Origin of the sequence: Micromonospora sp. WMMD987, from assembly GCF_029581435.1 — a bacterium.
Lineage (GTDB): Bacteria > Actinomycetota > Actinomycetes > Mycobacteriales > Micromonosporaceae > Micromonospora > Micromonospora rifamycinica.
Genome location: NZ_CP120861.1, coordinates 1187528 through 1209775, shown reverse-complemented (window position 1 = coordinate 1209775; position 22248 = coordinate 1187528). Strand labels below are relative to the sequence as shown.

The following is a 22248-nucleotide window of genomic DNA, read 5'->3' as shown; positions in this document are numbered from 1 at the left end:
TTCTGCCCCGCGTCGGGCGATCCGGCGACCTGGGCCTCATCACCGGATCGTCCGGCGACCTGGGCTTGGTCACCGGACGATCCGGCTACCTGGGCCTGGTCAGCGCGGGAGGTCGGCACCGGTGAGCAGGGGAGCGGCGAGCAGGGTCGCGCCGACGGCGAGAGCGGCCAGGTTCACCAGCCCGAAGACGACCACCCAGGACAGCGCCGGGAAGGGCGTCAGCCGGGCCAACTGGTCGGCGTCGGACTCGGGCATCCGGCCCCGGCGGCGCAGCCGTTGCAGCTCGAACACCGGCCGGACGCCGCCGAACAGCAGGAACCACACCGAGGTCCAGGCGAACGCGGCCTGCACCTGCGGGGTGGCGTACCAGGAGACGACGAGCACCACCCCGCCGGTGACCAGCAGGGAGAGCACCCCGAAGACGTTGCGGACCAGCAGCAGCATGGCGAGCAGCAGGGCCACCGCGACCCAGAGCAGCAGGGTGATCCGGTTGCCGCCGAGCAGCCACGCGCCGGCCAGGCCGACCAGCGACGGGGCGACGTACCCGGCGAGCAGGGTGAGGATCATGCCGGGGCCGGTGGGGCGGCCGGCGCTGAGGGTGAGCCCGGAGGTGTCCGAGTGCAGCCGGATCCCGTGCAGCCGCCGCCCGGTGAGCAGTGCCGCCAGGGCGTGACCGCCCTCGTGGGCGATGGTCACCGCGTTGCGGGCGATCCGCCAGGACGACCGGACGGCGACGACCACCAGCGCGGCCAGCGCGGTGAGCAGCACCAGCAGGGGCGGCGGGTCGGGTTGGGCGCTGAACAGCCGGTCCCAGAGGTCGCCCAGCCCGTCGATCGACACCATGGCCGGGGAGCCTACCCGTCGGGCGCCCGGCGACGCCCATCCACTGCTGCCTCACCAGCCTGACCGGTTCGGATCAGCGCCTTACGGGTTCGACAGCCGTCGATGAAAGTTTTCTCAAGCACCCTTGCGATCAAGGGCAGGAATCTCCAAGGATTGGCGTCAATCGATTGGCGTCCCTGGAGGAATCCATGACCCGTACCAGATTCTCGCTGCGCCGGTTGTTCGCCGCCGGTCTCACCGTGGCCGCCACCGCGGCCGCGGCCCTCGTCGCCACGGCCGGACCCGCGGCCGCCGCCACCACCGCCGGCGTCGACGTATCCCACTACCAGGGCTCCATCAACTGGACCAGTGTCCGCAACGCCGGTGTCGAGTTCGCCTTCATCAAGGCCACCGAGGGTACGAGCTACAAGGACCCCAACTTCAACACCAACTACGTCAACGCCTACAACGCCGGGGTGATCCGGGGCGCCTACCACTTCGCCCGGCCGAACATCTCCTCCGGGGCCACCCAGGCCAACTACCTCGCCAGCAACGGCGGGGCCTGGTCGGCGGACAGCCGCACCCTGCCGGCCGCGCTCGACGTCGAGGCCAACCCGTACAGCGGCGGCACCTGCTACGGGCTGTCCACCACCGGGATGCGCAACTGGATCCAGGACTTCCTCAACACCTACCGCTCCCGCACCGGCCGGTACGCGGTCATCTACACCACCACGAGCTGGTGGAACCAGTGCACCGGGAGCTGGACCGGCCCGTGGGCCAACCACCCGCTCTGGCTGGCCCGCTGGGCGAGCGCGCCGGGCACCCTGCCCGCCGGCGCCTCGGTCTGGAGCTTCTGGCAGTACACCGCCACCGGCAGCGTCTCCGGGATCAGCGGCAACGTCGACCGCAACTACTGGAACGGCACCCGGGCCCGGCTGGTCGCGCTCGCGAACAACACCTGACGGCCCGGCCCAGCTCGGCGAGGAACTCCCGGACCGCCCGACCCGTCGCGGTCCACGACCAGGCGGCAGCGGCACCGGTCACCCACCCTGCGGTGACGACCGGTCCCGCTGCCGCCCGTCGCGGCGTCCGTGGCCGGTGCCCGTCCGGTCGATCCGTCGACTCAGGCGCTCTTACGACCGGTCAGCGGCATGGTCACCGGCTCCGTGCCGGTGGTCATCGCGGTCCGTCGGCTCAGCCGCCAGGCGGCGACCCCGGCGGCGGCGACGGTCACGACGGCGACCAGCGTGACCAGCGCGGCCACCCCGGCGCTCAGCAGCAGCAGGACGACATCGCCGAGGGCGACGAGCATCCACAGTGCCAACCTGGGTCGGGCGTCCCTGCGTCGGTAACTCATCTCGCTACCTCCTTCCGTCGTCGGGATACCGATACCCCGGACGACCGAAAGTCATGCGAAACGATGTCACCCCCCGGCGGGAATCCCCGGGATCAGTTCCTCCGGTCCGGCACGAACCGGCTGGTGATCAGGGCGAAGTTGTCGAGGTTGGCGTTCCAGTCCTTCGCCGCGACCTCCCAGCGGATCGCGAAGCCCCGGTTCGTGGCGGTGACGAAACCCCGGTTGCGGACGTGGATCCGGGTGTTGTCCCGACTCTCCAACCAGTCCCAGTCGGCGCAGGTGCGGTAGCCGCCGCACGCCTTGATGTCGAGGTACTGGTAGTTGCTGACGAAGTTGCGCCGGCTCGGCTCCTGCTCCCGCCAGTCGGCGACCGCGTCCTTCTTCGGGCTGGACGTCCACTGGATGAGCAGCTCCCGCACCCCACCGGGCTCGGTGACGGTCACCGAGTCGGACCGGACGCTGCGCCGCCAACCCTTCGGCAACGGCACGCTGAACGTCGGCCCCTTGAACATCTCCCAGCCCTCCGGCAGCGCGTTCGGATCCGCCGAAGGGCTGGCCGACGGGGTGGGCGTGGGGGTGGGGGCGGCACTGGTCGGCGGCGGGGCCGCCGGAGCCGACGTCGGGGCCACGGAGGACGCGGCGGCACTGGTCGGACCGGCCGGCGCCGGGCCGTCGTCCGGCTCGTCGGAGCGGGTCAGCAGCGGAACGGCCAGCGCCAGCCCCACCAGCAGCACCGCGACCAGCGCGCCGACCAGCAGGTTACGTCGCCGGTTGTCCGGCGGCGTCGAGTCGTACGCCGGGACGCTCGCGACCCCGGCCGGCGGGCCGACCGGCGCGTCCAGCACGGCGGTGGGGTTGCCCGGCGCGGGCGGATCGGCCCGGTCGGTGTGGGCCGGCGGGGCCACCGTGCTGCCGGTCGCGGCGTCGTCGTCCGCCGCTACGGCGACCGCGTCGGACGAAGGACCCTCGGTCGCCTCCACCGTGCCGGCCGGCGCGGCGTCGGCTCCGGTGGGCGGGGTGACCTTCGTGGTGGGTCCGGCGTCCACCCCGGCCGGGATCGTCGCCGTGGCGTCCCCGCCCACGGCCGGGGCGTCGGTGACCACCGTCGCCGTACCGTCCGTCGAGGCCGCACCGGCGGTGGTGGTCCGCGCGGCGGCGCTGTCGTCCGCGGCGGCATCGCCCGACGCCGCCTTCGCCGCCGCCCTGGCCGCTGCCGCCTTCGCGGCCGCGGTGCCGGTGGCGATCCCCGCCGCGGCGGCCAGCGACGACGAGATCTTCCCGCCGGTACCACCCTGCGCCGGCACCACCGGTGCCCGTGGCTCGCGCGGACCGTTCGGCCCGGGTCGGCGTACCCCGTCGAGCAGTGAGATGCCCTTGGCCCGCTTGCCGGCGGCCCGTCGCAGCATGCGTTCCGCGACCTCGGCGGTGATCCGCTCGGCCGGGTCCTTGCGGAGCAGGCCGGTCAGCACCGGCTTCAGCGGTCCGGCGTTCCTGGCCGGCGGCAGCGGCTCGGTGGCCAACGCGGCGAGCGTGCCGATCGCCGACGGCCGGGCGTACGGCGACTTGCCCTCCACCGCGGCGTAGAGCGTCGCCCCCAACGACCAGAGGTCCGCCTCCGGCCCGGCGGTGCCGTCCCTGGCCCGCTCCGGCGCGATGTACGCGGGCGAACCGAGCACCATGCCCGTCCGGGTGACGTTCGGGTCACCGGGAATCGTGGCCAGTCCGAAATCGGTCAGCACCACCCGGCCGTCCGTGCCGAGCAGCACATTGCCCGGCTTGACGTCCCGGTGCATCACGCCGGCCTTGTGGGCGGACTTCAGCGCGCCCAGCACGCCCAGGCCGATCTCCACCGCGCGGGCCGGGGACACCGGCCCGTCCTCGGCGAGGGTGTCCTGCAACGACTTCGACGCCACGTACTCCATGACGATCCACGGGTCGCCGTCGGTCCGCAGCACGTCGAAGATGCGGACCACGTTGACGTGGTTGAGGCGGGCGATGGCCCGCGCCTCCCGCAGCGACCGCTCCCGCATCTCGCGGCGCTCGTCGTCGGTCAGGCTGGGCGGTGGGACGAGCTCCTTGATCGCCACGTCCCGGTGCAGCACCTCGTCGCGCGCCTTCCAGACCCGACCCATGCCACCCTGACCGAGCGGCGAGAGCAGCCGGTACCGGTCAGCGACGAGTTGGGAAGGCACGTCAGACATCGGTGAGACGGTACCCGGCCCCACGAACGCGCACACCGCCGGCACGCCACTGTGCGACGTGGGTCAACTTTCGACGCGTACCCTGGCGGCATGTCTGCCGAAGAGCCGCTGTTCCGGGTCGTCCGGGGGAACCCGACCGCCGAGGAACTGGCCGCCCTGGTGGGTGCGGTCATGCTCCGTTCCCGGCCGACCGGCGCACCCGTGCAGGTGGCGCGCTCCGCATGGACCCGCAGCGCCCGCCCGGCCGGGGTGTCCCCGGTGGCCGGACCCGACGGCTGGCGCGCGTCCGGCCTGCCCCGCTGACGGTCGGGGTCGCCGACGGGGCTGCCGGTATCGCCGGACAGCCACTAGCCTCACTCTGGGAGATGGCGTCGCTACGTTCGGGAGGACCAGTGATCCCTGAGGAGGGCCGTCCGGCTTCCTGGCTCGGTGACTACGGCGGCATCGAGGCCGATATCCGACAGATGCGGGAGTTCGCCGACCAGCTCCAGACCGAGGTGGAACGCAACTACACCCCGCACCTGCGCTACATCGCCGACGACATGACCGCCGCGGTGCCCAACCCGTGCGACGCGTTCATCGAGCTGGTGCACTTCCTCCAGGCACACTGGGAGACCCAGCAGTCCACCTCCGACCTGGTGCACGGCCTGGCCGGGGCCACCGGCCGACTGGCCGCCGCCGCCAACCGGATCGCCGCCGACTACCAGGGGACCGACGCCTTCGCCGAGGCGCGGGTCACCGACGTCGAACGCGCCCTGCACGGCGCGCGGGCCACCGGGTCCACCCCCGCCGCCCGCTCCCCGTGGACCGCCCCCGAACCCAACAGTGCGGAGAATCCGGGTCCGGTGGTGCTCCCATGATCGAACGGGGCGGTGGCCGCACGTCCGGCCTCACCGACTGGCAGCTGATGGACGTGCTCAGCATGTGGGCCTGCCTCCAGGACCAGGAGACGCAGGGGCACTGGAAACACGTCGCCGGGTGGCGCAAGGTGTGCGACCTTGCCCAGACCCACCTGCGGCGGCTACAGCAGTACCGCAGCTCCCTCGCCGAGGCGTGGCCGCCCGCCACGAACGCCGCCGCCCGGACGTACCTCGGCGAACTCGACGAGCTGATCGGCAAGGTGCGACGCACCCACGACACTGCCGCCGCCAACCACGACGCCCTCGCCGCCGCCGCCCGCGCCATCGACAGCGCCAGGCCGGAGATCAAGCGGCTGCACGACGACTACGCCCGGAAACTCCACCAGAAGCGAGGGTACGAAGCGACGCTCGCCGACCCCAAGGCGGCGGCGGGCAGCCGGGTGGTGGACCCGCCGGTGACCGACGCGGACCTGGAGAAGCTGAACAAGCAGGCGCGCGGGATCATGTTCGGGCTCAGCGGCGAACTCCAACAAGCCCAGGCAATGCTTCGCCAGCCACCACCCCGACCAAAATCGGCCCCCGGCATAGACCAAAACAATCCCGATATTTATGGCTCACCGCACTCAAATCCCGTCATTCCGCCAATTCTGCCGATACCCATCAATCAGACAGAGAACGGCATAGCCAAGACCGAGGCGAGCGCCAAAGCGCGCCTCACGCCAGCACCCACAGCTTTCAACCCAGGTCCAATTCTGGGCAGCGCCGGCAGCGGAGCCGCACCACCGCTCGCCACTCAGGGGCCTCTTGGCCTAACACCACAAAATCCTCCTTTGAGCAACTCGACATTTCCCCCACCCGCACCAATAGGTAGAACCATCAGCAGGGACATCCAGAATGGACTGCTCCGGGATACCCTAGGCAATCCCACCCGCATGAATTTCGGCAACCCCCACAGGACATCACCGACCACCCCTCCTCACCCATTTCCGCCTGGCGGCTTAATTGGCGGGGCACCTGGAATTGGATTAGGGCAACCCGGAGGTTCAACTCCTGCGCGACGCATCAACCCAATTGGTGGAGTAATTAGTGGGGGTGGAGCCGGGACCGGACCTACCGGTGCAGCAGGATCTAGGCCTCGCGGCGGACGGATGAATCAGTTCGGCGGAATGTCTGGATTTTCTCCGATCAGTGGAAGCGCCAGCCCCCGGAACAAACAGATGGGAGAAAACCACAGCGATGCGCAGGGCGAAAATCCACCATCTCACTGGAACGCAGATCAACCGTGGCGCGTGGAAGAAGGCATCCCGCCAATAGTTAAACCACCTGACGAACAGGGACCAATCAATCCTGGTCCAGCCATTGGCTTTAATCGGTGATAACAACAGCCGCTCGATCAGCCGTAGCCATAATCGCCCTATCAATGACAATCATCTCGACAAATCAATTCGGAAACGATATTCGAACAAGTGATGTCACAAAGCAGGTCCGCAAAGATCAGTGGCATCTTCAGTATCTCAAAGTCGACAAAGCGCACGATATCAGCAAAGGTGCGGGTGTTTTAGTAGCAGTACCAGACACAGGCGTCGACAAGCATCCCGATTTGCTAAATAATCTCACACAGGGGGTCGATCTATCAACCGACGGTAGCAGCGACGATACAAAAGACCGCGACAGTCACGGCACCGGAATGGCCGGCCTCATTTGCGCGCATGGCCAAGCCAACAAAGGCGCCCTAGGCATCGCACCTCAATCCAAAGTACTACCAATTCGAATCAAACTCACCAACAACCAAGGCAATTCCGGCGACTTGACCGCCGGCATAAATTATGCTATCTCAAAAAAGGCGAGCGTCATCAGCGTGTCCATGACAGGAGATTCTGATGTGCAGCTACAGAGAGCGGTCAGGGACGCGGTTCGAGCCGACATCGTCGTTGTAGCTGGCGCAGGAAATCAGCCCAGCCAGCATACTGTTGGATATCCAGCAGCTTATCCGGGAGTCCTAGCAGTAGGAGGGATCGGACCCGACGGTAAGCATGCGTCTGTTTCCGTGACTGGTCCGGAGATTGATGTTGTCGCTCCTGCGGTAGACATCTACAGCACCAGCATCGACGGCAAGTACCGCAAGGGCACCGGCACGTCCGATGCCACTGCGATCGTGGCCGGGGCTGCGGCGCTGGTCCGTTCGAAGTATCCCTATCTGCCGGCTGCCGAGGTCGTCCACCGGCTCACCGCCACCGCTGTCGACAAAGGTCCGCCCGGTCGCGACGACGAGTACGGCTACGGCGTCATAGACCTGGTGGCCGCGCTGACCGCCGACGTACCACCGCTTGGTTTCGAGAGCGCGACGGCGGCCCCACCGAGCGGCGGCGCGACGAGCGCGTCCGCGCAGCCGGCCGGGGGTGACGGCGACCGTGGCGCGGCCGCCCGGGGGTGGGCGACGTTGGGGGTGATCGTGGCGGCCGGGTGTGGATTCCTGGTGTGGCGGCGACGCCGACGTGCCGACGATCCGCCGCCACGGATCAGCCGGTAGCGTCGGCCCGTGCCCAACTCCATGCCGCTCCGCCTCGTGCTCGCCTCGCAGAGTCCCGCCCGCCGTAAGCTGCTGCACGCCGCCGGGATCGAACCCGACGTGCTGGTCAGCGGGGTGGACGAATCCCAGGTCGTCGCGGACCGGGCCGAGGATCTGTGCCTGGAGCTGGCCCGGATGAAGGCACAGACGGTGGCCGACCGGCTGCGCCCCATGCCGGACGGGCGGACGCTGGTGCTGGGTTGCGACTCTGTCCTCGCGTTCGGCGGTGAGATCCTCGGCAAGCCGGCGGACGCGGCCGACGCGACCCGACGGTGGGAGCAGATGCGGGGGCGCACCGGGGTGTTGCACACCGGGCACTGCCTGGTCGACGTGGTGCACGAGTCCCGTGTCGAGGCGGTGGCCTCGACCGTCGTGCGTTTCGCCGACGTCACCGACGAGGAGATCGCGGCGTACGTGGCCACGGGTGAGCCGTTGGCGGTGGCCGGGGCCTTCACCATCGACGGGCTGGGCGGGGCGTTCCTGGACGGGATCGAGGGTGACCCGGGGACGGTGATCGGGTTGTCGTTGCCGCTGCTGCGTCGGCTACTGCGTGACCTGGGGCTGAGCATCACGGACCTGTGGACCAGGGTCGCGCCGGGAGGCCAGGAGGTCCGGCCGCTGGGCTAACGTCCGGGGCATGACCTCGAAGTCGCTGCCGCTGACGCCGGAACTGCACGCCTATCTCGTCGCCCACGGCTCTCCACCGGACGAGATCATCCGTGACCTTGCCGAGGAGACCCGTGCCGCCCTGCCGGCGCACGCCGAGATGCAGGTGGCACCGGAGCAGGCGGCGTTCCTCACCTTCCTGACCCGGTTGCTGGGGGCACGCCAGGCTGTCGAGGTGGGTACGTTCACCGGGCTGTCGTCGCTGGCCATCGCCCGTGGATTGCCCGACGACGGCCGGCTGACCTGCTTCGACATCTCGGAGGAGTTCACCGGCATCGCCCGGTCGTACTGGCGGCGGGCGGGGGTGGCCGACCGGATCGAGTTGCGGATCGGCCCGGCCGCCGAAACGCTGCGGGAGCTGACGCAGGAACGTCACCTGGACTTCGCCTTCATCGACGCCGACAAGACCGGCTACCCGGTGTACTGGGCGGAGCTGGTACCCCGGATGCGGCCCGGCGGGGTCGTCGCGGTCGACAACACCCTGCGTGGCGGCCGGGTGCTCGCCCCGCGTGACGCCGCCGACCGGGCCATCGCCGCCTTCAACGACGAGGTGCTGGCCGACGTCCGTGTCGACGCGGTGATGCTCCCCCTCGCCGACGGGGTCACCCTCGCCCGGGTGCGCTGACCGGCCGGTCCGGGGTCGCCGGAGGATGCGACCGGCTGCGCCGGTGCGGCGGTGTCCGGCCCGTGCCGGACACCGCCGCACCGGCGACGTCGATCAGCGGACGCTGCGGGCGAACTGCCGGGCCGCCCAGTAGACCCCGGCGGCGGCGAGCACCGCGATGATGGCCAGCCCCTGCCACACCTTGTCGTTGGCGAGGTCACCGGCGAACAACGCCCGGGTACCGTCGACCGCCCAGGAGAACGGGTTCCACTCGGCGACCCCCTGGAGCCAGCCGGGGGCGAAGGTCAGTGGCAGCAGGATGCCGGAGAGGAGCAGCACCGGCTGGGCCACCGTGTTCATCAGCGGGGCGAGCGCGTCCTCACTCTTGACCTTGAGCGCGACGCCGTACGAGACGGCCGAGGTCATCAGCGCGATCAGGGCCAGCATCAGGTACGCCAGGAGCAGGTCCACGATGAAGACCCGCAGGTCGAACAGGAGCGCCAGCAGGGTGATGATCACCGCCTGGACGATCAGCGAGACAACGTCGCGCAGGGAGCGACCGAGCAGCAGGGCGAGCCGGCTGATCGGGGTGACCCGGGACCGCTCGATCACCCCGGCGCGCAGCTCGGCGATCAGGCCGAAGCCCTGGAACAGCCCGCCGAAGATGGCCAGCAGCACCAACAGACCGGGCACGAAGATCTTGTACGCGGCGGCCTGGGTGGGCGCGTTCAGGGCCGGCTTGAGCAGCGGGGCGAAGAGCAGCAGGTACATCACCGGCTGGAAGACGCCGACGAAGACCCAGACCGGGTTGCGAAGCAGCAGTTGAAGTTGGCGTTGGAAGATCAGCCAGGTGTCGCGGGCGAATTTCATCCGTGGTCTCCGGGGTGTCTCAGGACTCGCGCAGCGAGCGGCCGGTCTTGGTGAGGAAGACGTCGTCGAGGCTGGGGCGGTGCAGCTCGATGGAGCTCATGACCAGCCCGGCGTGGTCGAGCCGGCGCAGGATCTGCGGGATGGCGGTGGCGCCCTCGTCGACGTAGAGGCGCAGTCCCCCCTCGTCGACGGTCTCCAACTTGTTGAGGTACTCCTCGCTGTCGAGGAGCTGGGCGGCCTGCGGGGTGCTCGCCACGTCCAGGCCGACCAGCACGACGTCGCCGGAGATCTCCCGCTTCAGCTCGGCCGGCGTACCCTCGGCGACCACCTCGCCGTGATCCATGATCGAGATCCGGTCGCAGAGCGCGTCGGCCTCGTCGAGGTAGTGGGTGGTGATGAAGACCGTCATCCCCTCGGTACGCAGCCGGCGGATCTCGTCCCACATGTGCGCGCGGCTCTGCGGGTCGAGGCCGGTGGTCGGCTCGTCGAGAAAGACGATCTTCGGTTCGTGGATGATGCCGAGGGCGATCTCCACCCGCCGCCGCTGGCCACCCGAGTAGGTCTTGCACTTGCGGTCGGCGTACTCGGTGAGCTGGAAGGCCTCCAGGGCGCGGACCGCGCGGCGGTGCGCCTCGGCCTTGCCGATGCCGTACATCCGGGCGTGCAGAACGAGTTCCTCGCGGGCGGTGCTCTCGTCCCAGGTGCTGCCGCCCTGGGCCACGTAGCCGATCCGGCGGCGCACCTCGGCCGGGTCCTTGCGCAGGTCGGCGCCGGCGATGACGGCCTCGCCACCGTCGGGTTCGATCAACGTGGCGAGCATCCGCAGGGTGGTGGTCTTGCCGGCGCCGTTGGGGCCGAGGAAGCCGAAGATCTCCCCCGCCGGGACCTGGAGGTCCACCCCCCGTACGGCGTCCACCGTTTTCGTCTCCCGACCCTGCCGGGAGCGGAACGACTTCCGCAGCCCCCTGGTCTCGATCATTTCTGCTCCTGGTCGTCCGGGCCGGGTCGTGCCGGCCACTGTCTGCCCCGAGGCACCATGCGGCGCGCTCCCCACCATCGGGTCGGGAGCAGGCTAACGCGATATAGCTTCTATGGTCAACTTTGATTATTGCTTTTCCGGTCGGGTGGTTCGCCGCCATCGGTCCAGCCGGGCCAGACCTCCGTCCCCGTCAGCCCAGCAGGCAGGTACGACACCCCCGAGTCGATCCGCTCGGCGATCCGCCCGCACCACGCCATCTCCGCCTCGGCCCGGGCCAACCACAGCTCGAACATCCAGGCCACGTGCACCGGCCTGCTGTTGCGCGCCCAGCCGGAGTCCAACGAGGCACGCATCCACTCGACACCGGCACGCAGCAGGTTCGCCCGGTTGCGCAGCGCCGCCGCCGCCTCCTCGCGGGGCATCGCCGGCAGGAACGAGAAGGCCGCCGCGAACGGGTCCGGCACCTCGTGCAGCCGCCACCACTGCGCCCGCAGCAACGTCTCGAACTCCTCGTCCCCCTTGGGCGTCACCTCGTACGTGGTGCGCGCCGGACGGGCACCGACCTGCTCGGTGGCGACCGTCCGCAACAGGCCCTCCTCGGTCAGCTTGCGCAACGCGTGGTAGATCGAGCCGGGCTGCACGTTCGCCCACTTGTCGGCACCCCAGCTCAACAGTTCGCGGCGCACGTCGTAGCCGTGTACGGGCTGCATCCACCGAACCAGCCCCAGGATCATCATCCGAGTCGCAGACACCGCACAAGCGTAATAGCCAAACTTGACTAGTCCCCGGCGTCGACAGTGCGGCATCCCACACTGAGTGATCGTTAGGGGTGCTTCCGACCGGCCGATACACTCCCCAGTCAACGACCCCCGGGAGGAGCACCAGGTGCGCAAGGTTCTCATCGCCAACCGCGGCGAGATCGCCGTCCGCGTCATCCGGGCCTGCCGCGACGCCGGGCTGGACAGCGTCGCCGTCTACGCGGACTCCGACCGGGACGCCCTGCACGCCACTCTCGCCGACGAGGCGTACGCCCTGGGCGGCGACACCGCCGCCGACAGCTACCTGCGGATCGACAAGCTGATCGAGGTGGCCGGGCGGTCCGGCGCGGACGCCGTACACCCGGGCTACGGCTTCCTCTCCGAGAACGCCGACTTCGCCCAGGCCGTCATCGACGCACGCCTGACCTGGATCGGCCCCACCCCGCAGGCGATCCGCGACCTCGGCGACAAGGTGACCGCCCGGCACCTCGCCCAGCGGGCCGGCGCACCCCTGGTCCCGGGCACCTCCGACCCGGTGGCCGACGCCGCCGAGGTGACCGCCTTCGCGGCCACGCACGGGCTGCCGGTCGCCATCAAGGCCGCCTTCGGCGGCGGCGGGCGCGGCCTCAAGGTGGCCCGCACCCTGGAGGAGATCCCGCACCTGTTCGAGTCGGCCACCCGGGAGGCGGTCGCCGCGTTCGGCCGGGGCGAGTGCTTCGTCGAGCGCTACCTCGACCGGCCCCGGCACGTGGAGGCGCAGGTCCTGGCCGACCAGCACGGCAACGTGATCGTGGTCGGCACCCGGGACTGCTCGCTCCAGCGCCGGCACCAGAAGCTGGTCGAGGAGGCCCCCGCGCCGTTCCTCACCGCCGCGCAACGGACCCAGATCCACGACAGCGCCAAGGCGATCTGCCGGGAGGCCGGCTACCACGGCGCCGGCACGGTCGAGTACCTGGTGGGCGGGGACGGCACCATCTCCTTCCTGGAGGTGAACACCCGGCTCCAGGTGGAACACCCGGTCACCGAGGAGACCGCCGGCATCGACCTGGTCCGTGAACAGTTCCGGATCGCCGACGGCGAGAAGCTGCGCCTCACCGACGACCCGCCCCCGCGCGGCCACGCCATCGAGTTCCGGATCAACGGCGAGGACCCGGGCCGCAACTTCCTCCCCGCCCCGGGCGTCATCACCGCGCTGCGCCTGCCCGGCGGGCCCGGCGTACGGGTCGACACCGGGGTCCGCACCGGGGACGTGATCGGCGGCAACTTCGACTCGCTGCTGGCCAAGGTGATCGTCACCGGCGAGACCCGCGCCGAGGCCATCGAGCGGGCCCGCCGGGTGCTCGACGAGATGATCGTCGAGGGGATGGCCACCGCGCTGCCGTTCCACCGCCTCGTCGTGCGGGATCCGGCGTTCACCACCGAGCCGTTCACCGTGCACACCCGCTGGATCGAGACCGAGTTCGACAACACCGTCCCGGCGTTCACCGCCACCGCCGGCCCCGCCGACGCGGCGGCCCCGCGCGAGACCGTCGTGGTCGAGGTGGGCGGCAAGCGGCTGGAGGTCACCCTCCCCGCCGGCCTCTCCGGGGGTACGACCACCGCCGCGCCGACCGCGCGGAAGCCGGCCCGCCGGGGCGGCGGCGCCAACGCCGGCGCGACGGTCAGCGGCGACGCGCTCACCTCCCCCATGCAGGGCACGATCGTCAAGATCGCCGTCGCGGACGGGGACACCGTCGCCGAGGGGGACCTGGTCGTCGTCCTGGAGGCGATGAAGATGGAGCAACCGCTGCACGCCCACCGGGCCGGCACGGTCGCCGGGCTCACCGCCGAGGTCGGTGCGGTGCTCACCGCCGGCGCGGCGATCTGCACCATCACCTGAACGGCCGTCGCGTGCCGGACGCCCGCCGGGGCAGGGTGGTGTGAGCCACCGACGGGCGGCGGGACGGACCGGGACCGGGAATGATGACCGGGTGAGGTTCCTTCATGGCGCGGTGCCCGCGCACGACCTGACCTACAACGACGTCTTCATGGCGCCGAACCGCTCCGAGGTGGGTTCGCGGCTCGACGTCGACCTGTCCACCGGCGACGGCACCGGCACCACCATCCCCCTGGTGGTGGCGAACATGACCGCGGTGTCCGGTCGACGGATGGCCGAGACAGTCGCCCGGCGCGGCGCGATCGCGGTGATCCCGCAGGACATCCCGATCGACGTGGTCGCCACCGTGGTCGACTGGGTCAAGCAGCGGCACCTGGTGCACGACACCCCGATCACGCTCGGCCCGACCGACACCGTCGGTGACGCCATCCACCTGCTGCCCAAGAAGTCCCACGGTGCGGTGGTGGTGGTCGACGAGGCGGGTCGGCCGGTGGGGGTGGTCACCGAAGGGGACACCCACGAGGTTGACCGGTTCGCCCAGCTCCAGCACGTGATGTCCACCGAGCTGCACACGGTGCCGGCCGACGCGGACCCGCGTACCGGATTCGAGCGGCTCAACGCGGGACGGCGGCGGCTGGCCCCGGTGGTGGACGCCGAGGGCCGCCTCGTCGGGGTGCTCACCCGGCAGGGTGCGCTGCGCGCCACCCTCTACCGGCCGGCGGTCGACGACCGGGGACGACTCCGGATAGCCGCGGCGGTGGGCATCAACGGTGACGTCACCGGCAAGGCCGAGGCGCTGCTCGCGGCGGGGGTGGACACCCTGGTGGTGGACACCGCCCACGGGCATCAGCAGCGGATGCTCGCCGCCCTGCGGGCGGTCCGCAAGCTCGACCCGACGGTGCCGGTGGCGGCCGGCAACGTGGTCACCGCCGAGGGGGTACGCGACCTGGTCGAGGCGGGCGCGGACATCGTCAAGGTCGGCGTCGGACCGGGCGCGATGTGCACCACCCGGATGATGACCGGGGTCGGCCGACCACAGTTCTCCGCCGTGCTGGACTGCGCGGCGGCGGCCCGCGCCCTCGGCCGGCACGTCTGGGCCGACGGTGGCGTCCGGCACCCCCGCGACGTGGCGCTGGCGCTGGCCGCCGGGGCGTCCAACGTGATGGTCGGCTCCTGGTTCGCCGGCACCTACGAGTCGCCGGGCGATCTCTACACCGAGCCCGACGGCCGCCGCTACAAGGAGAGCTTCGGGATGGCCTCCTCGCGGGCGGTCAGTGCGCGGACCGCCGAGGACAGCGCCTTCGACCGGGCCCGGAAGGCGATCTTCGAGGAGGGCATCTCCACCGCGCGGATGTACCTGGATCCGACCCGCCCCAGCGTCGAGAACCTGATCGACGAGATCGTCTCCGGGGTACGCAGCGCCTGCACCTACGCCGGCGCCCGCACCCTGGACGAGTTCCACGAGCGCGCCCTGGTCGGCGTCCAGAGCACCGCCGGCTACACCGAAGGCATGCCCCTCCCCACCAGCTGGTGATCCCACCCGTACCCCCAACCACACCCGCCCGCCTCCGTCCCTCCCGGGCCGGGACGGGGGCGGAGGAGGTGGGGGCGGGGTCAGGGGTGGGGTGGGGGTGGGGTGAAGAGGCGGCGGATGACGGTGCGGGCGGCGATGCGGGGGTCGGCCTCGACGTCGGGCGGCAGCGCACCGGAGAGCCAGAGCGTGGCGAAGCCGTGCACGATCGACCAGGCGGCCAGCGAGTCCGTCCGCGACCCGTCCGGGCCGGTGCGGTCCTGCGGTAGGGCCGCCACCCCGAGGTGCAGCGCCGCGCCGGCCCGTTCCCGGGCCGCCCGCACCTCGGGGGCGTCGGGGCGGTAGAGGTCGGGCCGGAACATCACCTCGAAGTGCGCCCGGTGGCGGACGGCGAAGTCGACGTACGCCACCCCCACGTCGAGCAGCTCGTCACCGGCCGCGGTCAGGGCGGTGGCCAGCAGGTCGAACCCCTCGACGGCGAGGGCGGTGAGCAGCCCGGCCTTGTCGCCGAAGTGATGGGTGGGGGCGGCGTGCGAGACGCCGGCGCGGCGGGCGAGGTCGCGCAGACTGAGCGCCGCCGGACCGGACTCCTCGATCGCCGCCACCGCCGCCACGAGCAGGGCGCGGCGTAGGTCGCCGTGGTGGTAGGCGCGGGTGTCGGTCATGACACCCAGCATATCTTTACGTTGACAAGACGGCCGCTCCGGGGGCTATCTTGTCAGCATAAAGATTTGCACCCGAGGAGGCCCGCATGGTTCCGTTGATCGCTCTGCTCGCCGGCACCGCCGTCGCGCGCCTGGCCGGGCTGGCCGGCGTGGCCGCACTCGACGGCTGGCATCCCGCGCTCCGCGTCGGGCTGGCACTGCTGTTCGCGCTGACCGGCTTCGCTCACTTCATCTCACCCCGCCGGGAGGACCTGATCGCCATGGTCCCACCCCGCCTGCCCCATCCGGGCGGCCTGGTCACCGCCACCGGGGTGCTGGAGCTGGCCGGAGCCGCGGCGCTCCTGGTCCCGGCCACCGCCCGACCGGCCGCCGCCGCCCTGGCGCTGTTGATGGTGGCGATGTTCCCCGCCAACGTCTCGGCGGCCCGGCGCGGTCTGACGCTCGCCGGTCGACCCGTCACCCCGCTCGGGCCGCGCACGGCGTTGCAGATCCTGTACGTCGCAGTGGCTCTGACCATTTCGTTTGGCCCCTGACGGTCCGGGGGCTAACATACTTACCGTGCAGATGGAACCACTGCCCGTCTATCCCGACGTGCTCAGCGGCGTGCCACTCGGCCGGCTGCTGTCGGTCGCCGGGCACCTCGTCGACCAGCACTGGGGTCGATACCTCGCCGAGCACCACGGTCTCACCCCGGCCGGGATGCGGGTGCTGTTCACCCTCACCCGTCTCGACGACGCCACCCACCGGGACGTGGCCGACCGCTGTTTCGTCCGGCCCGCCACCCTCACCGGGATCATCGACACCCTCGAACGGGACGGCTTCGTCGAGCGCCGCCGCGACGACGCCGACCGACGCAGCGTCCGACTGGCGCTGACCGACAAGGGGCGCGAGCGCACCCAGGCCCTGGTCGACCAGATGCACACCGCCACCCCGCTCACCTCCGTCGACGCCGATCCGGCCCGGCGCGCGGTGATCCGGGATTTCCTGATCGAGGTCATCACGACCATGTCCGACGGGGAGGACAAGAGGTTGACAACACAGCACCAGGGAACGACCGACCCGAGGCCCGGGAGCCATCCGTGCTGATCAGCCTGTTGCGCCGCTACCTGCGGCCCTACCACCGGCCGCTGGGCCTGGTGGTGCTGCTCCAGTTCGTCGGCACGATGGCCTCGCTCTACCTGCCGAGCCTCAACGCCGACATCATCGACCTGGGGGTGGCCCGGGGCGACACCGACTACATCATCCGTACCGGTGGCTGGATGCTGGTGGTCAGCCTGGTGCAGATCGCCTGCTCGGTGGCGGCGGTCTACTTCGGCGCCCGCACCGCGATGGCCTTCGGCCGGGACCTCCGCTCGGCGATCTTCGGGCAGGTCAACCGCTTCTCCGCGCGGGAGGTCGCCCACTTCGGCGCACCCTCGTTGATCACCCGCAACACCAACGACGTGCAGCAGGTGCAGATGCTCGTCCTGACCAGCTGCACCATGCTGGTCGCGGCCCCGATCATGAGCGTCGGCGGCGTGGTGATGGCGCTGCGGGAGGACGTCGGCCTGTCCTGGTTGATGCTGGTCAGCGTGCCGGTGCTCGCCGTCACGCTCGGGATGGTCATCCGTCGGATGGTGCCCGGCTTCCGGCTCATGCAGACCCGGATCGACACCGTCAACCGGGTGCTCCGCGAGCAGATCACCGGTATCCGGGTGGTCCGGGCGTTCGTCCGGGAACCGTACGAGACGCAGCGGTTCGGGGTGGCGAACGCCGACCTCACCGCCACCGCCCTGCGGGTCGGCCGGCTGATGGCGTTGATCTTCCCGGTGGTGATGCTGGTGCTCAACGTCTCCAGCGTCGCCGTGCTCTGGTTCGGCGCCCAGCGGGTCGACTCCGGGCAGATCCAGATCGGCGCGCTCACCGCCTTCCTGGCGTACCTGATGCAGATCCTGATGGCGGTCATGATGGCCACCTTCATGCTGATGCTGGTGCCCCGCGCGGCGGTCTGCGCCGAACGTGTCGCCGAGGTGCTGGACACCGAGTCCTCGGTGGTCCCCTCGGCCACCCCGGTCACCGACGTCGACGGGCGCGGCGAGCTGGAGCTGCGCGGCGTCTCCTTCCAGTACCCGGGGGCCAGCGCGCCGGTGCTGCACGACATCTCGTTCCGGGCCACCCCCGGCCGGACCACCGCCGTGATCGGATCCACCGGCGCCGGCAAGACGACCCTGTTGACCCTGATCCCCCGGCTGGTCGACCCGACCGCGGGCCAGGTGCTGGTCGACGGGGTCGACGTCCGGGACCTCGCCCCGGAGGAGTTGTGGCGGCGGATCGGCCTGGTGCCGCAGAAGCCGTACCTGTTCACCGGCACGGTGGCGAGCAACCTGCGGTACGGCAACCCGGACGCCACCGACGACGAGCTGTGGACGGCGTTGGAGATCGCCCAGGCCCGCGACTTCGTGGCCCAGATGTCCGGCGGGCTGGACGCCCCGATCGCCCAGGGCGGCACGAACGTCTCCGGTGGGCAACGGCAACGCCTGGCCATCGCCCGCGCGCTGGTCCGCAAACCGGAGATCTACCTGTTCGACGACTCGTTCTCGGCGCTCGACCTGGGCACCGACGCCCGGTTGCGGGCCGCGTTGCGCCCGGTCACCGCCGAGGCCGCAGTGGTGATCGTGGCCCAGCGGGTGTCCACGATCATCGACGCCGACCAGATCATCGTGCTGGAGGACGGGGGCGTGGTCGGAATGGGCCGACACGACGAACTGCTCGACGACTGCCCGACGTACGCCGAGATCGTGGCGTCCCAGCAGACGACGGGGGTGCCGGCATGACCGCCGTACCCGAGCAGAAGAAGGCCCCGGAGGGGGCCGCGCCGCAGCGGCTGCCCAGCGCCGCCGGCCGGCGTGGCGGTGGCCCACCGTGGATGAGCGCCGCCATGCCCGCGGAGAAGTCGATGAACTTCGGGCCGTCGGCCCGTCGGCTGCTCCGCCGGCTGCGACCGCACCGGGTGACGCTGACCGGCATCATCACCCTGGCCGTGGCCAGCGTCGGGTTCAGCGTGGTCGGCCCGAAGATCCTCGGCCACGCCACCGACATCATCTTCGCCGGGGTGCTCGGCCGGCAGCTTCCGTCCGGCACCACCGTCGACCAGGCGGTGGCCGGGATGCGGGCCGCCGGCAACGACAACGTCGCCGACATGCTCGCCCGGATGGACGTGGTCCCCGGGGCCGGCATCGACTTCGACGCCCTCGGCCGGACGCTGCTGTTCGCGCTCGGCCTGTACGTGGCGGCCAGCCTGCTGGCGTGGTGGCAGGGCTGGCTGCTCAACGGGGTGGTGCAGGCCACCGTGCTGCGGCTGCGCGCCGAGGTGGAGGACAAGCTCAACCGGCTGCCGCTGCCCTACTTCGACCGGCAGCCCCGGGGCGAGCTGCTCAGCCGGGTCACCAACGACATCGACAACATCTCGCAGACCCTGTCGCAGACGCTCAGCCAGCTGCTCACCTCGCTGCTGACCGTGGTCGGCGTCCTGGGGATGATGTTCTGGATCTCGCCGCTGCTGGCGCTCGTCGCGTTGGTCGCGGTGCCGCTGTCGGTGGTCGTGACCCAGCGGATCGCCAAGCGGTCGCAGCGGAAGTTCATCGCCCAGTGGGCGCACACCGGTGAGCTGAACGGCCAGATCGAGGAGGCGTTCACCGGCCACGAGCTGGTCAAGGTCTTCGGTCGCCAGCCCGAGGTCGAGGCCAGTTTCCACGCCAAGAACGAGGAGCTGTTCCGGGCCAGCTTCGGCGCGCAGTTCATCTCCGGGATCATCATGCCGGCGATGATGTTCATCGGGAACCTCAGCTACGTGGCGATCGCCGTGGTCGGTGGGCTCCGGGTGGCGTCCGGGTCGATGAGCCTCGGTGACGTGCAGGCGTTCATCCAGTACTCGCGACAGTTCACCCAGCCGCTCACCCAGGTCGCCTCGATGGCGAACCTGCTCCAGTCCGGGGTGGCCTCCGCCGAACGGGTCTTCGCCGTGCTCGACGCCGACGAGCAGAGCCCCGAGCCGACCGCCCCGGCCCGGGTCGACGAACCGCACGGCCGGGTCGAGTTCGAGAACATCTCCTTCCGGTACGACCCGGACAGGCCGCTGATCGACGACCTCTCCCTGGTCGCCGAGCCCGGCCACACCGTGGCCATCGTCGGCCCCACCGGCGCCGGGAAGACCACCCTGGTCAACCTGGTGATGCGCTTCTACGAACTCGACTCCGGGCGGATCACCCTGGACGGGGTGGACATCACCACGCTGCGCCGCGACGACCTGCGTGGCCGGATCGGCATGGTGCTCCAGGACACCTGGCTCTTCGGCGGGACCATCCGGGACAACATCGCCTACGGTCGCCCGGACGCCACCGAGGAGGAGATCCTCGCCGCCAGCCGGGCCACCTTCGTGGACCGGTTCGTCCGCAGCCTCCCCGACGGGTACGACACCGTCATCGACGAGGAGGGCAGCAACGTCAGCGCCGGTGAGAAGCAGCTCATCACCATCGCGCGGGCGTTCCTCGCCGAGCCGTCGCTGTTGATCCTGGACGAGGCGACCAGCTCGGTGGACACCCGTACCGAGGTGCTGTTGCAGCGGGCGATGGCGGCGCTGCGCTCCGACCGGACCAGCTTCGTCATCGCGCACCGGCTCTCCACCATCCGCGACGCCCACCTGATCCTGATGATGGAGCACGGCCGGATCGTCGAGCAGGGCACCCACCAGCAGCTGCTCGCCGCGCGGGGGGCGTACCACCGGCTCTACCAGGCACAGTTCACCGCCGCGGTGGTGGACGACGAGGATGCGCCGGAAGCGGTGGCCGCGGCACCGGCCCGGGGCTGAGGGTGTCGTACCGGCGGGGCGGGACCGGGGGCGTCGCTCCCGGTCCCGCCCCGCCGCGGTCAGCCGGCCGGGAGCAGTCCGCCCGAGCGGGCCGCGACCACCGCGCCGATCAGCCCCACCGCCTCGCCCACCGGCATCGGGTCGAGGCTGCGGCCGTCGCGCAGGCGCAGGGCCACCGCGTCGTCGGCCGCCTCCCGGGCCCCGACCACCCCGACGTACGGCACCCGGCGGCGGGCCGCGTCGCGGACCCGGGCACCCAGCGAACCGGTGGCGTCCACCTCGACCCGCAGCCCGGCGTCGACCGCCCGGCGGGCGACCCCGGCCACCGCCCCGGCCTGCCCGGCGGGGCCGGCGTCGACCGGCAGGAGCAGCAGCTGCACCGGGGCGTACCAGGGCGGGAACGCGCCCTGGTGCACCTCGATCAGGTAGGCGAACAGCCGTTCCATGCTCCCTACCAGACTGCGGTGCACCAGCACCGGCCGCCGCCGGTCGCCGGCCGGACCGGTGTACGACAGGTCGAACTTCTCCGGCTTGTCGAAGTCGAGCTGAACGGTGGACAGGGTCGACTCCCGACCGGCCGCGTCCACGATCTGAATGTCGATCTTCGGGCCGTAGTAGGCGGCCTCGCCTGGCGCCTCCTCGTGCCCCACCCCGTCGAGCGCGGCGCGCAGCAGCTCCTCGGCACGGGCCCAGGACGCGTCGTCCCCGACGTACCTCGCTCCCGGCCCCCGCAGCGACAGCCGGAACCCCGACGGGCGGACGCCGAGCGCGGCGTGCGCCTCCCGGATCAGCCGCAGGATCTCCCGTACCTCGTCGCCGACCTGCTCCAGGGTGCAGAAGTTGTGCGCGTCGTTCAGCGAGATGGCCCGCACCCGGGAGAGCCCGCCGAGCACTCCGGACCGCTCCGCCCGGTACATCCCGCCCAGCTCGCCGACGCGCAGCGGCAACTCCCGGTAGGAGCGGCCCCGGGCCCGGTAGACCAGTGCGTGGTGCGGGCAGAGCGCCGGCCGGAGCACGAACTCGTCGTCGGCGCTCAACCGCATCGGCGGGAACATGTCGTCGGCGAAGTAGCCGAGATGCCCGGACAGCGCGAACAGTTCCCGTTTGCCCAGCGGCGGGGAGTAGACGTGCTGGTAGCCGGCCCGACGTTCCAACTCGCGGACGTACTCCTCGACGGCGTGCCGGGCCGCCGCGCCGGCCGGCAGCCAGATCGGCAGTCCGGCCCCCGCCAGCGGATCGGAGACGAACAGGTCCAGCTCCCGGCCGAGCCTGCGGTGGTCGATCATGTCGCGCTCCTTGATCGGGTACGCCCCGGAGGTGATCCGCCCCGAACGCCACGAGGCCCCGGGCGGATCGCCCGGGGCCTCGTCGACGGTGAACGTCAGTGCGGCACGCCGGGATCTCCCGGCGTCGTGGTCACCACCGCACTGCGCATACCGGCGACGGTACGACCCCGGCGACGCCCGGGGCGAACGCTTTACCGCCGACGAGGGACCGGCCCGCGGCGTCCGGTCCGCCGGCCCGGTGCGGCCCGGCGTACCTGCCCGGCGGTGAGCCGGACGGCCGACGCCGACCGCACGGGCACGTTATTGGTCGGGCGTGCGGCGGCGACGACGATACGGTGGAGTGAGCTTCCCACCTCAG

21 protein-coding genes are annotated in these 22248 nt (G+C 71.0%); 13 read left to right on the top strand and 8 right to left on the bottom strand.

Translation table 11 applies throughout. The features are described from left to right. Positions 1-99: 99 nt before the first annotated feature. Positions 100-843 (bottom strand): M50 family metallopeptidase, encoded by a 744-nt coding sequence (locus tag O7612_RS05355; RefSeq protein ID WP_282270980.1) that lies wholly within the window; start codon positions 841-843, stop codon positions 100-102. Positions 844-1031: 188 nt separating this feature from the next. Between O7612_RS05355 and O7612_RS05350 the strand changes: the two genes are divergently transcribed. Further along, positions 1032-1784, top strand: coding sequence for a GH25 family lysozyme (locus O7612_RS05350; RefSeq protein ID WP_282270978.1), 753 nt, complete (start codon positions 1032-1034; stop codon positions 1782-1784). A 161-nt stretch (positions 1785-1945) separates the two neighbouring features. On the opposite strand, the gene O7612_RS05345 is transcribed toward O7612_RS05350, so the two are convergent. Beyond that, positions 1946-2179: a hypothetical protein gene (locus O7612_RS05345; protein ID WP_282270973.1), complete on the bottom strand. Its 234-nt coding sequence runs from the start codon at positions 2177-2179 to the stop codon at positions 1946-1948. 92 nt (positions 2180-2271) lie between these two features. Next, entirely contained in the window at positions 2272-4380 is a 2109-nt protein-coding gene (locus O7612_RS05340; RefSeq protein ID WP_282270971.1) for a serine/threonine-protein kinase, read from the bottom strand. Between the two features lie 90 nt (positions 4381-4470). Between O7612_RS05340 and O7612_RS05335 the strand changes: the two genes are divergently transcribed. The 6 genes from O7612_RS05335 to O7612_RS05310 all read left to right on the top strand — a co-directional run bounded on the left by O7612_RS05335 (position 4471) and on the right by O7612_RS05310 (position 9100). Next, positions 4471-4683, top strand: coding sequence for an acyl-CoA carboxylase subunit epsilon (locus O7612_RS05335; RefSeq protein WP_282270968.1), 213 nt, complete (start codon positions 4471-4473; stop codon positions 4681-4683). 89 nt (positions 4684-4772) lie between these two features. Further along, positions 4773-5240 (top strand): hypothetical protein, encoded by a 468-nt coding sequence (locus O7612_RS05330; protein WP_282270966.1) that lies wholly within the window; start codon positions 4773-4775, stop codon positions 5238-5240. Then, a complete protein-coding gene (locus tag O7612_RS05325; RefSeq protein ID WP_282270964.1) occupies positions 5237-6616 on the top strand; it encodes a hypothetical protein in 1380 nt (459 codons plus the stop codon). The genes O7612_RS05330 and O7612_RS05325 overlap by 4 nt, the downstream gene beginning before the upstream one ends. Before the next feature lie 44 nt (positions 6617-6660). Continuing rightward, positions 6661-7770 carry a type VII secretion-associated serine protease mycosin gene (gene mycP, locus O7612_RS05320; RefSeq protein ID WP_282270962.1) on the top strand — a complete coding sequence of 370 codons (1110 nt, stop codon included), beginning with the start codon at positions 6661-6663 and terminating at the stop codon, positions 7768-7770. 9 nt (positions 7771-7779) lie between these two features. Next, positions 7780-8436, top strand: coding sequence for a Maf family protein (locus O7612_RS05315; RefSeq protein WP_282270960.1), 657 nt, complete (start codon positions 7780-7782; stop codon positions 8434-8436). Positions 8437-8446: 10 nt separating this feature from the next. Continuing rightward, complete coding sequence (locus O7612_RS05310) at positions 8447-9100, top strand: O-methyltransferase (protein ID WP_282270958.1); 654 nt, start codon at positions 8447-8449, stop codon at positions 9098-9100. 93 nt (positions 9101-9193) lie between these two features. Here O7612_RS05310 and O7612_RS05305 read toward each other — a convergent pair whose 3' ends face one another. The 3 genes from O7612_RS05305 to O7612_RS05295 all read right to left on the bottom strand — a co-directional run bounded on the left by O7612_RS05305 (position 9194) and on the right by O7612_RS05295 (position 11665). Continuing rightward, on the bottom strand, positions 9194-9949 hold the full coding sequence (locus O7612_RS05305; protein WP_282270956.1) for an ABC transporter permease: 756 nt from the start codon (positions 9947-9949) through the stop codon (positions 9194-9196). Between the two features lie 19 nt (positions 9950-9968). After that, positions 9969-10928, bottom strand: a complete 960-nt coding sequence (locus O7612_RS05300) for an ATP-binding cassette domain-containing protein (RefSeq protein ID WP_282270954.1) — start codon at positions 10926-10928, stop codon at positions 9969-9971. Positions 10929-11044: 116 nt separating this feature from the next. After that, the gene (locus tag O7612_RS05295) at positions 11045-11665 is read right to left on the bottom strand and encodes a PadR family transcriptional regulator (RefSeq protein ID WP_282273809.1); all 621 of its coding nucleotides are present in this window, start codon (positions 11663-11665) and stop codon (positions 11045-11047) included. A 148-nt stretch (positions 11666-11813) separates the two neighbouring features. On the opposite strand from O7612_RS05295, the gene O7612_RS05290 reads away from it, so the two are divergent. Together O7612_RS05290 and O7612_RS05285 are read left to right on the top strand one after the other, a co-directional pair. Next, the gene (locus tag O7612_RS05290) at positions 11814-13565 is read left to right on the top strand and encodes a biotin carboxylase N-terminal domain-containing protein (protein ID WP_282270952.1); all 1752 of its coding nucleotides are present in this window, start codon (positions 11814-11816) and stop codon (positions 13563-13565) included. 91 nt (positions 13566-13656) lie between these two features. Then, positions 13657-15096 (top strand): GuaB1 family IMP dehydrogenase-related protein, encoded by a 1440-nt coding sequence (locus O7612_RS05285; protein ID WP_282270950.1) that lies wholly within the window; start codon positions 13657-13659, stop codon positions 15094-15096. Positions 15097-15176: 80 nt separating this feature from the next. On the opposite strand, the gene O7612_RS05280 is transcribed toward O7612_RS05285, so the two are convergent. Further along, positions 15177-15758, bottom strand: coding sequence for a TetR/AcrR family transcriptional regulator (locus O7612_RS05280; RefSeq protein ID WP_282270948.1), 582 nt, complete (start codon positions 15756-15758; stop codon positions 15177-15179). 86 nt (positions 15759-15844) lie between these two features. Between O7612_RS05280 and O7612_RS05275 the strand changes: the two genes are divergently transcribed. Genes O7612_RS05275 through O7612_RS05260 form a run of 4 tightly spaced genes read left to right on the top strand, consistent with a single transcriptional unit; the run spans position 15845 to position 20604 of the window. Further along, positions 15845-16291 carry a DoxX family protein gene (locus tag O7612_RS05275; RefSeq protein ID WP_282270946.1) on the top strand — a complete coding sequence of 149 codons (447 nt, stop codon included), beginning with the start codon at positions 15845-15847 and terminating at the stop codon, positions 16289-16291. Between the two features lie 31 nt (positions 16292-16322). Next, positions 16323-16844 (top strand): MarR family winged helix-turn-helix transcriptional regulator, encoded by a 522-nt coding sequence (locus O7612_RS05270; RefSeq protein WP_282273808.1) that lies wholly within the window; start codon positions 16323-16325, stop codon positions 16842-16844. Further along, complete coding sequence (locus O7612_RS05265) at positions 16838-18571, top strand: ABC transporter ATP-binding protein (RefSeq protein WP_282270944.1); 1734 nt, start codon at positions 16838-16840, stop codon at positions 18569-18571. Before O7612_RS05270 ends, O7612_RS05265 begins: the two co-directional genes overlap by 7 nt. Continuing rightward, complete coding sequence (locus O7612_RS05260) at positions 18568-20604, top strand: ABC transporter ATP-binding protein (RefSeq protein WP_282270942.1); 2037 nt, start codon at positions 18568-18570, stop codon at positions 20602-20604. The genes O7612_RS05265 and O7612_RS05260 overlap by 4 nt, the downstream gene beginning before the upstream one ends. 59 nt (positions 20605-20663) lie before the next feature. Here O7612_RS05260 and thrS read toward each other — a convergent pair whose 3' ends face one another. Further along, a complete protein-coding gene (thrS, locus tag O7612_RS05255; protein ID WP_282270940.1) occupies positions 20664-21890 on the bottom strand; it encodes a threonine--tRNA ligase in 1227 nt (408 codons plus the stop codon). Positions 21891-22248: the final 358 nt, after the last annotated feature.

Coding starts and splice junctions, on each gene's coding strand:
- O7612_RS05305 (WP_282270956.1), bottom strand. CDS start 9,949: ATGAAATTCGCCCGCGACACCTGGCTGATCTTCCAACGCCAACTTCAA.
- O7612_RS05280 (WP_282270948.1), bottom strand. CDS start 15,758: ATGACCGACACCCGCGCCTACCACCACGGCGACCTACGCCGCGCCCTG.
- O7612_RS05260 (WP_282270942.1), top strand. CDS start 18,568: ATGACCGCCGTACCCGAGCAGAAGAAGGCCCCGGAGGGGGCCGCGCCG.
- O7612_RS05270 (WP_282273808.1), top strand. CDS start 16,323: ATGGAACCACTGCCCGTCTATCCCGACGTGCTCAGCGGCGTGCCACTC.
- O7612_RS05295 (WP_282273809.1), bottom strand. CDS start 11,665: ATGATGATCCTGGGGCTGGTTCGGTGGATGCAGCCCGTACACGGCTAC.
- O7612_RS05335 (WP_282270968.1), top strand. CDS start 4,471: ATGTCTGCCGAAGAGCCGCTGTTCCGGGTCGTCCGGGGGAACCCGACC.
- O7612_RS05325 (WP_282270964.1), top strand. CDS start 5,237: ATGATCGAACGGGGCGGTGGCCGCACGTCCGGCCTCACCGACTGGCAG.
- mycP (WP_282270962.1), top strand. CDS start 6,661: ATGACAATCATCTCGACAAATCAATTCGGAAACGATATTCGAACAAGT.
- O7612_RS05345 (WP_282270973.1), bottom strand. CDS start 2,179: ATGAGTTACCGACGCAGGGACGCCCGACCCAGGTTGGCACTGTGGATG.
- O7612_RS05275 (WP_282270946.1), top strand. CDS start 15,845: ATGGTTCCGTTGATCGCTCTGCTCGCCGGCACCGCCGTCGCGCGCCTG.
- thrS (WP_282270940.1), bottom strand. CDS start 21,890: ATGATCGACCACCGCAGGCTCGGCCGGGAGCTGGACCTGTTCGTCTCC.
- O7612_RS05355 (WP_282270980.1), bottom strand. CDS start 843: ATGGTGTCGATCGACGGGCTGGGCGACCTCTGGGACCGGCTGTTCAGC.
- O7612_RS05310 (WP_282270958.1), top strand. CDS start 8,447: ATGACCTCGAAGTCGCTGCCGCTGACGCCGGAACTGCACGCCTATCTC.
- O7612_RS05350 (WP_282270978.1), top strand. CDS start 1,032: ATGACCCGTACCAGATTCTCGCTGCGCCGGTTGTTCGCCGCCGGTCTC.
- O7612_RS05340 (WP_282270971.1), bottom strand. CDS start 4,380: ATGTCTGACGTGCCTTCCCAACTCGTCGCTGACCGGTACCGGCTGCTC.
- O7612_RS05300 (WP_282270954.1), bottom strand. CDS start 10,928: ATGATCGAGACCAGGGGGCTGCGGAAGTCGTTCCGCTCCCGGCAGGGT.